Below are 15,677 nucleotides of genomic sequence, written 5' to 3' on the forward strand. Positions count from 1 at the left end.
AGTAGGCTGGCGATTCCCTCCCCTCCGGGCAATTCTGCTAACCATGGAGTGTCCATGCATCAAGAATGTCCCAATCAGTTGGTTTCCGTCACTCCCTGTCAAGATTCTCGGAAAACCGCGGGCGACCTGTATTGATAGATCGGCTCGCGCGCTTTTGATATTGCCGTTGAGCGAGGAGATGCTAAAACTATTACGTTTACGGAAACGTCAATCATGGAGGACGATTGAAGATGGCCTTGCCGGATATCCTGAAAAGCAGACTGCGCATCCCGGTGGTTGGTGCTCCCCTATTCATCATTTCGCATCCGGCTCTGGTCATGGCGCAGTGCAAGGCAGGCGTCGTCGGTTCCTTTCCCGCACTCAATGCCCGTCCTGAAGCACAACTGGACGAGTGGCTGGCAGAGATCACAGAAGGACTTGCCGCTTACGACAAGGCCAATCCGGATCGGCCATCCGCGCCCTTCGCGGTCAACCAGATCGTGCACCGTTCCAACAACCGCCTTGAGCACGATCTCGGCCTTTGTGTGAAATACAAGGTGCCGATCGTCATTTCCTCGCTCGGCGCTGTGCCGGAAGTGAATGCGGCAATCCATTCCTATGGCGGTATCGTCCTTCATGACGTCATCAACAACCGCCATGCCAATTCAGCAATCCGCAAGGGCGCGGACGGCCTCATCGCGGTCGCTGCCGGTGCTGGCGGCCACGCCGGTGCGCTGTCGCCCTTCGCGCTTGTGCAGGAAATCCGTTCTTGGTTCGACGGCCCCTTGCTCCTTTCGGGCGCCATCGCCAATGGCGGATCGATCCTCGCCGCTCAGGCCATGGGCGCCGACCTCGCCTATATCGGCTCGCCCTTCATCGCCACGACCGAAGCGCGCGCGACAGATGCCTACAAGCAGATGATCGTAGACTCGAATTCATCCGACATCGTCTATTCCAACTACTTCACCGGCATCGGAGGCAATTATCTGAAGCCGTCGATCGCCAATTCAGGTCTCGATCCGGAAAACCTGCCGGAAGCCGATCCATCCAAGATGGATTTCGACAAGGCTCAGCAGGAAGGCGCCAAGGCCTGGAAGGATATATGGGGCTGCGGTCAGGGTATCGCCGCCATCCACGAAGTGGCACCTGCCGGGCAACTGGTCGACCGGCTGGAGCGTGAATATAACGACGCCCGCCAGCGTCTTTGCGCAGGCGTTTGATTCTTTGATGGTCACGGAACCGCGCCAGCTTAAAGGCTGGTGTGGTTCCAGCGTTTCACACTCAACGGGTCATTGTCGCATGCCTGCTGTAAAAACCGGTTGATTTCCGCCCTGCCTGACGCTGGCGGTATACATGTTGTGAAAGCTTTTGAACAAACAACGAGATTGTTTGATTTGGGCCTTGCTTTCCTTCATGCTTTTGGTTATCAGCGCACCGTTCAACCGGAAACGGTTGGCTTCCTTCGGGAAATTGGAATGTAATGTTCCGGGCCGCTTTAGCTCAGTTGGTAGAGCACATCATTCGTAATGATGGGGTCAGGTGTTCGAGTCACCTAAGCGGCACCATAAAATCAATGATTTAGCCAGTTTTCGTTTTCACCACATTGACGCTAGCAATCAAATAGCAATCATCGTCGTGTAGCGCGCAAAATCGAATGACAACAGTTTTACGATTTCAAAGAGCTGAGCGGAACGTTCATTGAAGCCCCACTGAAGGGGCCGTTAAGCCCTCCCGCTAATTATCAGTTCGTTAACCACGGTCCCCTTACCGTCAGCCGCTGCGCAGGTCAGGCCCACATCTTCGATGTCGAAGGCCGAAAAGATCGATCGGATCTCCGGCACGTCGTTGATGGACATGATAAAGCGACCCTTGATGCGACCGAGGCGCTCGGCCATCACCTCGTATTGGCCTCGGCTGAACAACTCCTTCCCATAACAGTCCTCGCTGCCCCAATACGGCGGATTGAGATAAAACAGCGTCTCCGGTCGGTCGTAGCGGTCGATGAAGGCGCTCCAGTCGAGGTTCTCAATGACGCCAGACGCAAGGCGTTCATGGGTTCTGTCGCAGTGGCGTCAGTCTCACTGCATGAAGCGGGCAATAGCACCACTACGCGGCTGAACCGAAAGGTCTTCATCATCCTGATCGGTTTCGAGCCGCTGCAGAATCGGGCAATGGGGGCGATGGTCGCCGTGACAGGCGTTGACCAAGGTCGTGAGTGTCTGGGTCATGTCTTGCAGATCGGCGATCTTCTTCCGGAGTTCGTCGATATGAACTTGTGCCAAACGTTTGACTACCGCGCTCTGTCGCGTCTCGTCACGCCATAACCCGAGAAGATCACCTATCTCCGCAACGGAAAAGCCGAGATCTCTGGCTCGCCGTATGAAACGGAGCATATGCACGTCTGTGTCCGAATAGTCGCGGTAGCCGGAAGCTGTTCGGTCGGCAGCAGGTATGAGGCCGGTCTGCTCATAGTAGCGGATCATCTTGGCTGATACGCCGGATGCTTTAGAGGCTTGTCCAATATTCATGTAATCACTCCCGCAATCTTCAGGCCAGCAAAGCCTTAAGAGCATTTTCGCGAGAGCCGATCTGGAACGTGCAAGTATCGCCTTTATTGGGTAGACAGATTGCTGCGTTCCTCGTCTCTGGAGTTCTAACAAGACCATTCATAGCTGACTCCTTTTTCGTTCCGAAATTCAGGTTCAGTCGAAGTATGGTTCTTCCAACCGTGGGAAGGTCAATGATATTTTCTTGTTTTTTCCGCTTGACCTTTCCACGGTTGGAAGAACCACCTTGCATGTCATGAGACCCAAACAAGGAGAAATCTCATGGAATTGAAAATCGAAGGCATGACCTGCGGCGGGTGCGCCAAATCTGTAACTATGGCGATCCAATCGGTAGATTCCGGCGCTAAGGTCGACACCAATCCGACAGAGCGCGCGGTCAAGGTCGAAACAACTGCGACACTGGCGTCTGTCTTGAAGGTTCTCGAGGAAGCAGGTTATCCCGCAACCGCTAACTGAATAGGAACAAGATCGCGCTGATATTCATCACGGATGTGCTTGCGATCAGCGCGGGCATGGCGATCGCACAAGGCTAGATGACAACGGATAATCCATGCACTGTCACGATATGTCTGCAATGTAGAAGCCCTTTGTCGAGCAGCCCTTCGACAAAGGGCTTCTACAGTCTCCATGGATACCATGATGAAGAAATGAATCGCCGATCACAGCGACTAGCTGCCTGGAACCGCCGCCGCGTATCATGACCATACGCAGCGGCGGCTTTTTATTTCAGTATTATTCTCCGCCGGATATCATCGGTATGGGGCTGTCCTGTCTGGAATGCATCTCGGAAAAAGTGAAAAGGTTTCGAACAGGTCGGCTTTCGGAGCAAAGTTAAAGGGCGCAAATCTGATCCAGACCTGCGCTCTATCATCACGTTGTCCACTTCGTCGACTTGCACAGCGATTTTAGTGGCGAGCAGCAATATTCTGAGTTTTCGCCGCCTGCTGCCGGCTCATCTGTTCAAGCAAGGCTCGCAACTGGTTTTCATCCACAGCATCTGCAGCCATGACAGCGCGGATTATGGGATCCGAGAGTAGTTCCTGAGCGGTTGGCTCCGGGTAACAGTCGAATCTATTGCACATATGAATTCTCTCCCTTCGCACTCTCTCAGGATTGATCCTTGATCCAGTTCACTGGGCTGGTGTTTGGTTGGGGCCGTCATCGGGCGTGAAAAACACATCGGCATGCATGTCCTCACCACGTAATCCGCGCGCCAAGGCGAGCTGAATGGCAGCGTCAACCATTCCCGGTGGGCCGGCGACATAGGCCTTCCACCCATCAAGGTCCATCAGGTCGTCGGCAACCGCCTTTGTCACAAAACCACAGCGGTACTGTGTCGCTTCTGCCTCGGATAACACCACCACAAAGGTAAGATTGGCATACTGTTCGGCCAAGGACTGAAAATGCTCGACGAGGTAGAGATCACACTCGCTGCGTGCTCCGAAATAAACATGGATCGGCTGCTTCATGCCGTGAGCAAGGGCGGTCTCAACGATCGACTTGATCGGCGCAAGGCCGGAACCGCCAGCGATGCACAGCATCGGGCCGGAATGATTTTGGCGCAGATAGGAGGAACCAAGGGGAAATTCGAGTTCAACTTTGTCACCGGACTTCAGCGCGCCGTGTATGTGTTCGGACGTAATACCTCCTGCGACGCGGCGAACGTGAAATTCCAGACTGCCCTCACCTACACGGTTGGCCATGGAATAGCTGCGCACCGGAGTTCCGGTAAATCTGATCTGGGCATATTGTCCGGCGGTAAACGGCAAAGACGAGCCATCTGCAGGCGCAATTCGTATCAGTTTGATGTCGTGCGTGAGGTCATATAGTCCGATCACGACCGCATCAAGACGCCGCGGAGCCTCCACGGCCTTTTCGTCGCTGACAAGCCACGCGACAGCGACATCCGTTTGCGGCAATGCACAGCACGCGAGGATCAAGCCGTCGGATTTCTCCTCCTCAGTCAGTGCAAAGCGCGAGTGCTGAAGCAATTGAACCTCACCCTCGATCAGGCGCGATTTGCATGAACCGCAGCGACCGGATCGGCAGCCATGAGGATAGGAAATACCGGCAGCGAGTGCGGCTTCGAGGATTGTTTGTCCGTTCGAGACTTCCAGTCGGGTCCGTGTCTGTCGTATATCAACGTTTCTTCTGGTCATCCGGTTTTCCTTACAGTCCATCATTCAATCCGAGGGCCTTGAGCAAACCTGGCTTCTGCCGCACGAATGTTCCGTAGAAAATTTCAGAACCGACAATCGTGATCGGAGCCACCCGAACCCCTGTGCGCGCTTTGGCTTCCTCGGCAATCTCCGGCTCACTGAGGTCGCGCTCCTCATAGGAAAGCCCCTGCTCGGAGAGCCAGCGCTTAAGGGCATGACAATCCGGACAAGTCGGGGTTGTGTAAATGAGAATGTGCGGCGTACTGGTGTGCGTCATATCTGGGCCTTTCACTCGGTGGACGTGCTTGCGTTCCCAGTCCGGCCGACAATCGACTGGCGTTCTGAGCGGAATTTTTGTCAACCTGCAGCTTCCAACACTTGTAAGGTCAAGACCGTTTTTTTGCGCAGGGACGTGACCCGATCACGAACAGTGCGAAGGCTCCGGCCCTCACATGCAAGAGCAGCATCGTTTGATCGATCGCTTCTTCCCTTTCCCGGAATATTGGCGAAACAACGCGCCAGATTGGCCGCCAAACGAGGTTGCAGCTGCCACCAATACTCTCCTTGGGAAAATAACTCTCAGGGCCTTGACCTTTCCACCGTTGGAAACAGCAAGGTCGTCAAATGACCGTCGTCATGTCCCGCTGGCAGACGCTGCGGCCCTATGAAGGAGAACGAGAATGAGTAATAGAGCCGCCGCCCTGTTCCTGGCCGGCGCCGTCATCGTTGGTGGTACCTTTTATGCGGTCTATCGAGACGATATCGAGCCATATACCCAAAGATTCCTCTCGCTTGTTTCATCCGCAGCCGCACAGCCCGCTCAAATGCCTGCTCCCCAAGTACCGATTGCCGAGGTCGTCACACGCAATGTTGCCCCATCCGTAGAGTTTACCGGTCATACCGAGGCAACAAGGACAGTTGACCTGCGTCCACGTGTAGGTGGGGCCATAGTTAGCGTCAGCGTTCCTGAAGGCCGCCTTGTTCGACCCGGCGATCTTCTGTTCCAGATTGATGCAAGGCCGTTCCAGGTCGCATTGGATGCAGCCAAAGCTCAATTGCAGCAGGCTATTGCTTTGCTTGATCAGGCTGAGATCGATTTCAAACGCGCTGAAGCGCTGGCTCCGAATGGGACTGTATCGCGTAAGACCTTTGATGATGCGAAGGCTGCACTTCGGCAACGCAAGGCTCAGGTGGAGATCGTCAAGGCTGCCATTGCAGCTGCAGAACTCGATCTGTCTTTCACGCGTGTCACAGCACCGATTGCCGGTCGCGTTGATCGCGTTCTTGTCACAGAAGGCAATCTCGTTACCGGCGGCAATGCGGGGGCTGCCACGCTTCTCACCACGATTGTTTCGACCGATCCACTCTATGTTTATTTCGATATCGATGAAGCAACCTATCTGGAATTCGCAGCTCGTGGACGCGCATCCGTGACGGAGGGCGAAGCGGACAGGCTTCCGGTTAAGGTCGGCTTGATGACCGATAATGGCCACCCGCTTGTCGGCGAACTCGATTTTCTCGGCAACCGCATCGACCGGGGCACAGGCACGATCAGAGCCCGTGCAATCGTTCAGAATTACGACGACAGACTGGCTCCTGGCCTTTTCGTGCGAGTGAAGCTCGTGACTGCCGAACCGACCCAAACCGTACTCATTGATGAGCAGGCGATTGCCGTCGACCAGGGGCGACGCTATGTGCTGGTACTCGGAGCGGAGAATAAGGCAGAGTACCGCCCGATTGAACTGGGGCCGATGATCGACGGAATGCGCGTTGTTTCTGCGGGGCTCAAGTCCGGTGAAAAAATCATCATCAAGGGGCTCGTTCGCCCCGGAATGGAAGTCGATCCGCAGATAGTGCCGATGCTCTCCAACCAGCAGGGCGAAGCTGCCCAGGCTGCAGCAGGTGTTCGGGAGGCGCATCGATGAACATCCCGCGCTTTTTCGTAGACCGCCCGATCTTTGCGGTTGTCCTCTCTGTCCTGATGTTGATTGGTGGAGGGCTCACACTCCTGAAGCTGCCCTTGAGTGAGTATCCGCAGGTAACTCCTCCAACGGTGCAGGTTACGGCGAACTATCCGGGTGCCAGCCCTGAAGTGATCACCGAAACGGTCGCCGCGCCGCTGGAGCAGGTCATTAATGGCGTGGAGAATATGCTCTATATGAGCTCGCAGGCTGCCACCGATGGACGTATGACGTTGACCGTGACGTTCCAGCAGGGCACGGATCCTGACATGGCGCAAATTCAGGTGCAGAATCGTGTCTCACGCGCGCTTCCGCGTCTGCCGCAGGAGGTTCAGCGCATCGGCGTGGTGACGCAAAAGACTTCGCCCGATATCCTGATGGTGGTTCATCTCGTATCACCCGATGATCGCTATGATCCGCTCTATCTGTCGAATTTCGCCACCTTGCAGGTACGCGACCAGCTTGCGCGTATCTCGGGTGTAGGCGATGTGCTTGTCTGGGGGGCTGGTGAATACTCCATGCGGGTCTGGCTTGATCCGGCGAAAGTGGCCGCCCGCGGTCTGACCGCTTCGGACGTCGTGGCAGCAATTCAGGAGCAGAATGCCCAGGTAGCCGCAGGCTCGGTAGGCCAACAACCAGATGCCTCGGCTGCACTTCAGGTTACGGTCAATACACTCGGCAGGTTATCCAATGAGGAACAGTTCGGCGATATCGTCGTCAAGACCGGCGCTGATGGTCAGGTTACCCGGTTGCGGGACGTTTCACGAATCGAACTAGGGGCTGACGGCTATGCTCTACGCAGTCTTCTCGATGGAAAACCGGCACTGGCGATGCAGATCGTCCAGAGCCCCGGCGCCAACGCACTTGATGTAGCCAGTGCCATTCGCGGCACCATGGAAGAACTGCAGAAGGGGTTTCCCGAAGGGATCGAATATCGCATTGCCTATGATCCCACAGTCTTCGTGAAAGCCTCCCTTGAGGCTGTCGTGATGACATTGCTTGAAGCCATTGTCCTGGTCGTAATCGTTGTCGTGCTCTTCCTTCAGACTTGGCGTGCTTCGATCATTCCTTTGGTCGCCGTGCCGATATCGTTGGTCGGCACATTCGCCCTCATGTATATGTTCGGTTTCTCGCTGAACACGCTATCTCTGTTCGGCTTGGTGCTATCCATCGGAATTGTGGTCGATGACGCTATCGTCGTCGTCGAAAATGTCGAGCGTCACATCGCGCTCGGCGAAACGCCCAAGCAAGCTGCTCGCAAGGCTATGGACGAAGTGACGGGACCAATCATTGCCATTACGTCTGTGCTCTCGGCGGTCTTTATCCCCTCCGCATTTCTGTCCGGCCTGCAAGGTGAGTTCTATCGCCAATTCGCCCTTACAATCGCAATTTCGACCATCCTGTCGGCAATCAACTCCCTCACACTTTCTCCTGCGCTTGCAGGTGTGCTCTTGAAGCCGCATCACGGCGACGTCAAACGTGATCTCCTGACACGGGTGATCGACGGTTTGTTCGGCTGGTTCTTCAGGCTCTTCAACCGGTTCTTCGACAGTGCATCGACTGCCTATGTCTGGTCGGTGCGACGGGCCTTGAGGTTGAGCGCGGTCGTCCTGTTCGTCTATGCTGGCCTGCTCGGCATGACATGGATGGGGTTCCAGACTGTACCTAGCGGATTTGTTCCGGCTCAGGACAAATATTATCTCGTTGGTATTGCGCAGCTGCCAACGGGAGCGTCGCTCGACAGAACCGAGGCGGTGGTTAAGAAAATGTCGGAGATCGCACTTGCCGAACCCGGCGTGGAAAGTGTGGTCGCTTTCCCGGGGCTTTCGGTCAATGGCATGGTCAATATCCCGAACGCTGCTGTCATGTTCACGATGCTCAAGCCCTTTGACGAACGCAACGATCCCTCCTTGTCCGCCTTTGCCATAGCAGGCCGCTTGATGGGCAAGTTCAGCCAGATACCTGATGGTTTTGCCGGTATATTTCCGCCACCGCCGGTTCCTGGCCTCGGTACGACTGGAGGTTTCAAAATCCAGATCGAAGACAGGGCCGGCCTGGGGCTTGAAGCGCTTGCCGGGGCGCAAGGGGCAATCATGGCCAAGGCGATGCAGGCACCGGAACTCGCGGGCATGCTTGCAAGCTTCCAGATGAATGCGCCACAGGTTCAGGTGGATATCGACCGGGTGAAAGCCAAATCGCAAGGTGTGCCCCTCAACACAATTTTTGAAACGCTGCAGGTGAACCTTGGTTCTCTCTATGTGAATGATTTCAATCGTTTTGGCAGGACTTATCGGGTGGTTGTCCAGGCAGATGCGCCTTTCCGGATGCACCCGGAAGATATTGGCCGACTGAAGGTGCGCAACATGGCGGGCGAAATGATTCCGTTGTCGGCGCTTTTGACGATCCAGCATAGTTCGGGACCGGATCGTGTCATGCATTACAACAGCTTTCCATCAGCTGATATCAGCGGCGGTCCGGCCCCCGGCTATTCGTTCGGACAGGCAACAGCCGCAATAGAACGCATCATGACAGAAACCCTGCCATCCGGCATGGCCTTCGAATGGACGGAGCTCGCCTATCAGGAGAAGCAGGCCGGAAACACGGCAATGTATATCTTCCCACTTTCCGTTCTACTCGCTTTTCTCATTCTGGCTGCCCAGTATAATAGCTGGTCATTACCGCTTGCTGTATTGCTGATCGCGCCGATGGCTCTCCTTTCGGCAATTGTCGGAGTCTGGCTTACCGGTGGCGACAACAACATTTTTACTCAGATCGGTTTCGTCGTTCTGGTTGGCCTTGCTGCCAAGAATGCGATCCTGATCGTCGAGTTCGCGCGAGCGAAGGAAAATGAGGGCGTCGATCCGTTAAATGCGGTGCAAGAGGCGGCACGGCTTCGACTTCGACCCATCCTGATGACTTCGCTCGCCTTCATTGCCGGTGTCGTGCCACTTGTGATCGCAACAGGAGCGGGTGCCGAAATGCGGCATGTCATGGGCATAGCCGTGTTTTCCGGCATGCTCGGTGTCACGTTGTTCGGGCTGCTCCTGACGCCGATATTCTACGTCGTGGTGCGAAAACTCGCATTGCGTCGAGATAAAAATGTTGCAGGATCGGCACAAGAACAGAAACCATGACAATAAGCCGAAGCAACCTGACATAAGGAATGCAGAAGAAAACCTGGACTATCAAGAAGATGGTTCATGTATTCATACGAAGACAATATCCGAGCAAAAACACATTAAACGGCCAATTCCAAGAATACGGCGTCGGCTTGATCTGCGTTCAGAGTTTGCTCCCCGAGCCCTGAATACTCAAATGTTCACAGGGGCCGTTGTTGAACAGTTTAAAAGAGAAGGCGGTGCCATAACGGCGAAAGGCACTAGCCGGAACTCCAACGGATTCCGGCTAGTGCTTCGTTCTCTCTTTGCCGTCCGGTTATCATGCCTTATGGAGCGATTGCCCGTAGCGATCGTGACGGCGCACCCAGTCCATGCCTCCGGCTTCGTTGCGACCTTTCGGAGCGAGATCGAGCATATTGTAAGTGCCCATCATTACCTCGACGCCGCGCCCATAAGTGGAGTAGGTCCGGAAGACCTCGCCCGCATCGTCTTTGTAAAAAGCGCTGACGCCCGGCCATTCCTCGCCAATTTCCCTCCATTCGCCGAAGTTGTAATCGATTTTTCCGCCAGCAACCTCATCAGGTGTGAAGCTTACTCGAAAATCGTAGTTGAAGTCGGTACCGAAGGATGACACCCACTTGAACTGCCAGCCCATACGCTCGCGGTAACGTTCAATGTCGGCAAGCGGCGCGCGGGAGACGGCGATCATGGTGACGTCGTGATGCGCAAGGTGCTTGTTCATACCATCGGTGTGGTCAGCCATGAAGGAGCAGCTGGGGCAGCCTTCCTTCCATCCCGGCGCGAACATGAAATGCTGCACCAGAAGTTGAGATCGGCCATCGAAGAGATCTGCCAGCGTGCTTGAGCCGTCCGGCGTGTCGAAGACATATTCCTTGTTGATGCGCACCCACGGCAAGGCGAGCCGCTGCTGGGCAACCTTGTCGCGAAGACGCGTCAACTCCTTCTCCGCTTTCAGGAAATCCCGGCGAGCGGTCAGCCAGTCATCATGTGAAACAACAGCGTGTTGCATTGTGAGTCTCCTATGGTTTGGTATTGGGGAGTTGGAAACGGGCGGCAAAAAGCTTCATCCACGGCGGTAGGTGAAAGAGGCTCATCAACACGTACATCACGGCCATACTGTTGACGGAGACGAAGGTCGATGCGCCAGAACACATCATTATGTCCTGCGAGCCGACTGCAGACATCCACGCCATCAGCGCGAATGTCGGGGTGGCGGCGAGCCCAATCCAACCGGACGCATCACTCGTCAGCTTGGACGACGAACCAACTTTTTCTGTTAAGGTGCGCCTTGGCATTTCTGCTTCTCCCATCGAATTGCCGTTTCCAGCCGTTGCGATACAATCAAGCTAGCTCGGATGGAGGGGATCATGAGAGTTACAAGTATGACGGGATTTCAATGGACCCGCTGATCGCCGCCGCTGCAAACGCTCTCTCGGCAGGCGACCCCCTCGCTGCCCTGAAAAGGGTTGCACTACGCGACGATCCGCCGGCACTGGCGTTGCGCGGCATCGCAATGGCGCAACTCGGCGACTTCGTGCGTGCCCGAGGACTGCTGCGAAGCGCGGCGCGCAGCTTCGGCTCGAAAGAAATTGTAGCGCGTGCGCGTTGCGCCGTTGCCGAAGCCGAAATCGCACTTGTTTCGCGTGATCTCGGCCGGTCATTGCAAAGGCTCAATGCAGCCCGGTCGGCACTTCAAGCGTTCGGTGACCGCAGCAACGCGGCCCACGCCGGCTATCTCGAAGCCCGGCACCTTCTCCTGATCGGCCGTCTTGATGAAGCCGAAGCATTGCTCAGTCAATTGGATGACAGCGCTCTGCCTCGCGCGTCGCTGGCCGGTCGGGAACTAGTGGCGGCTGGCATAGCCATCCGCCGCATCAGGACCGAACCGGCGAAAGCAGCTCTGGAACGGGCAAGACAGGCGGCGACAGACGCACGTATTCCGGCGCTCTCGACCGAGGTCGACCGGGCAGCACAAGCATTCGGCGCGCCAGCAGCTCGCTTGGTAACCTGTGGCAAAGAGCGTTTGCTCCATCTCGAAGACATCGAAAGGCTTTTGGCGTCCGATACACTCATAGTGGATACCTGCCGCAATGTGGTGCGTGGAGGGACAACAATAGTTCCACTCATCACTCGTCCGGTGCTGCTTAAACTCATGCGCGCTCTGGCGGAAGCTTGGCCGAAGGATGTAGCACGTGAGACGCTTCTCAAACGCGCTTTCAACGCGCGGCAAGCTGATGCGTCACACCGCGCGCGCCTGCGTGTTGAAGTTGCCCGGCTGCGTGAGGCCGTCAAACCGCTGGCGACACTGAATGCAACCAGGGACGGGTTTGTTCTGCAACCTCACACCACGCGCAATGTCGCCGTGCTGGTGCCGCACGTAGAAGGCGACCGTGCCCAAATCCTAGCTTTGCTCAGCGATGGGGAAGCCTGGTCGAGTTCGGCATTGGCGCTGGCCTTGAACGTGAGCCCACGTACGGTGCAGCGAGCACTCGAAGAGCTTGCCCGCGACAACAAGGTCGAGACGTTCGGGCGCGGAAGAGCATGCCGCTGGATCGCGGCGAGTGTGCCTGGATTCCCGACAAGCTTGTTGCTCCCCGCCACACAGATTTACAGTTAGGATGAAGACATGAAACACTCAACCGCTGAAATCATCCGTGAATATGGCCCCTTCCCCGATGCAGATGATGTGGCCGGGGTCAGCTTCGACGGCAATAAAGTTTGGTTTGCAACGGGCAAAAAACTGAATGCTCTTGACCCCGAAAGCGGGGAGATCCTGCGCTCGCTCGACGTCGCGGCCGATGCGGGAACCGCGTTCGACGGCGAGCACTTGTTCCAGATCGGTGATTCCGTCATCCGAAAGATCGACCCCAAGACCGGGGAGATAGTCGCCACAATACCGGCTCCCGGAAATGGCGGAAACTCCGGCCTGGCCTGGGCAGAAGGTTCGCTCTGGGTCGGACAGCATCGTGCTCGAAAGATACATCAGGTGAACCCCGAGACAGGAGAAGTACTGCGCACGATCGAATCCGATCGGTTCGTCACCGGCGTCACTTGGGTCGACGGCGAACTTTGGCACGGTACGTGGGAAGACACCGGGAGCGATATTCGCCGCATCGATCAGAAAACGGGTGCCGTGCTAGAACGTTTGGACATGCCGGACGGAACCGGAGTATCGGGACTTGAATCCGATGGCGGCGACCTCTTTTTCTGCGGAGGTGGAAGCAGCGGAAAGGTAAGAGCCATTCGTCGGTCCCGGCATGACATCAAATGAGCGCATCGTAGCGGAAGCGCCGGTATAGGCTGAGTGCTGTTCGGGGCACTACTACATCCGACAGCTGGACATAATGAGCGAAAGCCTTCGCCATATGCGTTCATTGTAAACAAAAGGGTCAATACGATCAGACTAATTGCAACAGGTTGGTGCATGACGAATGGGCATCCAGACAGGGAAGCCGATGGCCCACGACAAGCCTGACGCCTATCGTCTCATGTTGGGGCGATTTGAAAGCATCCCTCAGCTTCGTAGACCGGCTAACACTGGGAGGCGCATCGCCGCTTGTCATACCAGAAGCCGCCCTCGCCTTTTCGTAAGCTGACAATCCTGTCGAAGTCTGCCTGTCACCGATTTGATTTCATCTGCAGTTTCCTTAACTGCTGACCCACAAATTGAAGTGCGAACTCATAGATGCCTTCATAAGAGATTTTCTTTTTATGTTGTGTAACAATGCCTTATGGAAACTCTTCTTACTCTCAAATACAATTGGCACCATCATTTGACATTAGTCAAATCGTATGCTTGTCGTGTTGATTGAAAGACTTTTCTGTGCAACTCAGTCACAACAGAGACAGTAGGAAACGAGTATGACATCGGGCGCTCAAACACCGTCTGCGCATGCCATCCCGGCCGAGTTCGATGACGCCATCGTCTGGGCGGCATGGCTCTATTACGAGAACCAGCTGACCCAGAACGAAATTGCACAAATGATTGGCGTTTCACGCGCAACCATAGTTAACTATCTGCAGGAAGCGCGGCAAAGAGGCGTTGTACGCATCCTGATGAATCCTGAAATCGCGACACGCACGCATATCGCACGTAAATTGGCTGCGCGGTTTGGATTGTCGGAAGTGCTCGTCATTCCATCGGAAAAATCATTCACGACAGAAACGCGTCTGAAAACGCTGGGCGCAGGTGGTGCACGTTTGATGGAACGCATAGTCAAGCCAGGCCAAACCATCTGTGTTTCATGGGGACGCACAGTACTCGCCGTCGCGGACGCTATTTCATTGCCGCAAGCCATGGAAGGGGTGGTCGTAGTGCAGGTCACTGGTTCCTCCATCGGCAAAAGAGAGTTTTCCGCTGAGCTTTGCACATCGATCATGGCGCGAAACATGGGAGCAACCAGCGTCAATATGCTGGCTCCGGCAGTGCTGAGCACGGCCAAGCTACGGGATGCCCTTATGAGCGAACCCGTACTCCAACGACAGTTCGAACTGATCGGCCAGGCCAATATGATCGTGTTCGGTGTCGGCGGCCTGGCCGCCGACAGCACGATGCGCATAGCCGATGTGACCAGTAATGAAGAGATTGATGCTTATGCTCGTGAGGGGGCCGCAGCGGTCCTGATATGCCGCTTTCTTGATCGCGACGGTAACCAAATCGTCCGCGAATTCGACCAGCGCGTTATCGGCATCGAACTGGATGAACTGCGTGGTGTGCCAACGAGGCTCTGCGTTGCGGGTGGAGTCCAGAAGGTCGAAGCGATCCGCGCTGTTCTAAAGGGTCGTTACGCCACGCATCTGGTTACTGATATGGACGCCGCCGAACAGCTTCTTGCTGATTAGAGGGCGAGCCGATTTTCGACCGGCCCACCATCCGTCAGTTTATTGATGAACAGGCACGGTGTTCATGAACGTAAGCGTATCATCGAACGAACGGATACCCGCATCTGAACCGAGTCCCGTCGCGACCAGCGCTGCGGACGCCTGAGCGAAATTCAAAGCAGTTTTCAAGTCCATCTTGCGACGCAATGCTGTAATGAATCCGGCGTCAAAAGCATCACCGCATCCGGTCGTGTCAACAACCTCAATCCGGAAAGCAGGTTGACGCACGATTTCTCCCGATGCGTCCATGAAACAGACACCGTCGCCACCCAGCGTGAACACGCAATGCTTCACACCGCGTTCGAGGAAGAATGCTCCCGCGCCTTCGGCATCCGCTGCCCCCGAAATCTGCTTCGCTTCCTCGATGGACGGCATGAAGTAATCGATATGTGGGAAGAGTGGAGCGATAAGGTCAAGCGTGCCATCATTCGCGCCAAGCAGATCAAAGGTTGTCGTCCTTCCGCGCGCCTTTGCTTCGGCAAGCAACTTACGGCTCGGTTCGCCGTCGAGCTTTGCCAGCAGGCCGGTGCCTCCCAGGTGAATGATCGGTGGTTCCAGCACTGCATCCAGCGCATCGTCGGCGATCTCGAAATGATCGGATGCACCACGTGCATGCAAAGCCGGGCGCTCGCCGTTGCGGCGGATATTCAGAATCGTCGATGATGTTGGCACGCCTCTAAGACGCTGCATCTGTGCCGTATCGACCCCAAAACGTTGTAGCGTCGCGATAACAAAATCGGCCTTCTCATCGTCGCCAACTGCACCCACAGCCAGACAGTTGAGACCGAGTTTGGCTAGGTCCACCACCGTACCGCCGGCGGTGCCTGCAACGGTCAACCGAATTTCATCTATAAACTCAACATTTCCGCCTGGCGGAATTGCATCGACCGGCCGACCGAGCACATCAAGAATATAAAGCCCGACGACAGACACATCGTGTGACATGAAAAACCTCCCAGAAAATGCACAAGACCGCATCAAGAGCGCTTA

At 55.6% G+C, this 15,677-nt stretch carries 14 protein-coding genes and 1 tRNA gene; 8 read left to right on the forward strand and 7 right to left on the reverse strand.

Annotated features, from left to right (window positions below):
• Window positions 1-230 precede the first annotated feature (230 nt).
• Both OANT_RS20865 and OANT_RS20870 read left to right on the forward strand, forming a co-directional pair.
• Entirely contained in the window at window positions 231-1,199 is a 969-nt protein-coding gene (locus OANT_RS20865; protein ID WP_012093379.1) for an NAD(P)H-dependent flavin oxidoreductase, read from the forward strand.
• Window positions 1,200-1,468: 269 nt separating this feature from the next.
• Window positions 1,469-1,544: transfer RNA gene (locus tag OANT_RS20870), tRNA-Thr, on the forward strand.
• A gap of 156 nt (window positions 1,545-1,700) precedes the next feature.
• On the opposite strand, the gene OANT_RS27360 is transcribed toward OANT_RS20870, so the two are convergent.
• Window positions 1,701-1,874 carry a hypothetical protein gene (locus OANT_RS27360; RefSeq protein ID WP_308448018.1) on the reverse strand — a complete coding sequence of 58 codons (174 nt, stop codon included), beginning with the start codon at window positions 1,872-1,874 and terminating at the stop codon, window positions 1,701-1,703.
• Between the two features lie 183 nt (window positions 1,875-2,057).
• Window positions 2,058-2,507 (reverse strand): Cu(I)-responsive transcriptional regulator, encoded by a 450-nt coding sequence (gene cueR, locus OANT_RS20880; RefSeq protein WP_012093381.1) that lies wholly within the window; start codon window positions 2,505-2,507, stop codon window positions 2,058-2,060.
• A gap of 300 nt (window positions 2,508-2,807) precedes the next feature.
• On the opposite strand from cueR, the gene OANT_RS20890 reads away from it, so the two are divergent.
• The gene (locus OANT_RS20890) at window positions 2,808-3,002 is read left to right on the forward strand and encodes a heavy-metal-associated domain-containing protein (RefSeq protein WP_010659230.1); all 195 of its coding nucleotides are present in this window, start codon (window positions 2,808-2,810) and stop codon (window positions 3,000-3,002) included.
• A 674-nt stretch (window positions 3,003-3,676) separates the two neighbouring features.
• Here OANT_RS20890 and OANT_RS20895 read toward each other — a convergent pair.
• Entirely contained in the window at window positions 3,677-4,705 is a 1,029-nt protein-coding gene (locus tag OANT_RS20895; RefSeq protein WP_012093382.1) for a 2Fe-2S iron-sulfur cluster-binding protein, read from the reverse strand.
• Window positions 4,706-4,715: 10 nt separating this feature from the next.
• Window positions 4,716-4,982 carry a glutaredoxin family protein gene (locus OANT_RS20900; protein ID WP_010659232.1) on the reverse strand — a complete coding sequence of 89 codons (267 nt, stop codon included), beginning with the start codon at window positions 4,980-4,982 and terminating at the stop codon, window positions 4,716-4,718.
• Window positions 4,983-5,385: 403 nt separating this feature from the next.
• Between OANT_RS20900 and OANT_RS20905 the strand changes: the two genes are divergently transcribed.
• Both OANT_RS20905 and OANT_RS20910 read left to right on the forward strand, forming a co-directional pair.
• Window positions 5,386-6,630, forward strand: coding sequence for an efflux RND transporter periplasmic adaptor subunit (locus OANT_RS20905; protein ID WP_012093383.1), 1,245 nt, complete (start codon window positions 5,386-5,388; stop codon window positions 6,628-6,630).
• Window positions 6,627-9,800, forward strand: a complete 3,174-nt coding sequence (locus tag OANT_RS20910) for an efflux RND transporter permease subunit (RefSeq protein ID WP_012093384.1) — start codon at window positions 6,627-6,629, stop codon at window positions 9,798-9,800. Before OANT_RS20905 ends, OANT_RS20910 begins: the two co-directional genes overlap by 4 nt.
• A 304-nt stretch (window positions 9,801-10,104) precedes the next feature.
• Here OANT_RS20910 and OANT_RS20915 read toward each other — a convergent pair whose 3' ends face one another.
• Window positions 10,105-10,815 carry a DUF899 domain-containing protein gene (locus OANT_RS20915; protein WP_012093385.1) on the reverse strand — a complete coding sequence of 237 codons (711 nt, stop codon included), beginning with the start codon at window positions 10,813-10,815 and terminating at the stop codon, window positions 10,105-10,107.
• 10 nt (window positions 10,816-10,825) lie between these two features.
• Window positions 10,826-11,116, reverse strand: coding sequence for a hypothetical protein (locus OANT_RS20920; protein WP_012093387.1), 291 nt, complete (start codon window positions 11,114-11,116; stop codon window positions 10,826-10,828).
• Between the two features lie 86 nt (window positions 11,117-11,202).
• On the opposite strand from OANT_RS20920, the gene OANT_RS20925 reads away from it, so the two are divergent.
• The 3 genes from OANT_RS20925 to OANT_RS20935 all read left to right on the forward strand — a co-directional run bounded on the left by OANT_RS20925 (window position 11,203) and on the right by OANT_RS20935 (window position 14,648).
• Complete coding sequence (locus OANT_RS20925; RefSeq protein WP_012093388.1) at window positions 11,203-12,423, forward strand: HTH domain-containing protein; 1,221 nt, start codon at window positions 11,203-11,205, stop codon at window positions 12,421-12,423.
• A 9-nt stretch (window positions 12,424-12,432) separates the two neighbouring features.
• Window positions 12,433-13,077 carry a Vgb family protein gene (locus OANT_RS20930; protein WP_012093389.1) on the forward strand — a complete coding sequence of 215 codons (645 nt, stop codon included), beginning with the start codon at window positions 12,433-12,435 and terminating at the stop codon, window positions 13,075-13,077.
• 590 nt (window positions 13,078-13,667) lie between these two features.
• Complete coding sequence (locus OANT_RS20935; RefSeq protein ID WP_012093391.1) at window positions 13,668-14,648, forward strand: sugar-binding transcriptional regulator; 981 nt, start codon at window positions 13,668-13,670, stop codon at window positions 14,646-14,648.
• 39 nt (window positions 14,649-14,687) lie between these two features.
• On the opposite strand, the gene OANT_RS20940 is transcribed toward OANT_RS20935, so the two are convergent.
• A complete protein-coding gene (locus OANT_RS20940) occupies window positions 14,688-15,632 on the reverse strand; it encodes a carbohydrate kinase family protein (protein WP_012093392.1) in 945 nt (314 codons plus the stop codon).
• Window positions 15,633-15,677 lie beyond the last annotated feature (45 nt).

The sequence above is a fragment of the Brucella anthropi ATCC 49188 genome, from assembly GCF_000017405.1.
Taxonomy (GTDB): Bacteria; Pseudomonadota; Alphaproteobacteria; order Rhizobiales; family Rhizobiaceae; genus Brucella; species Brucella anthropi.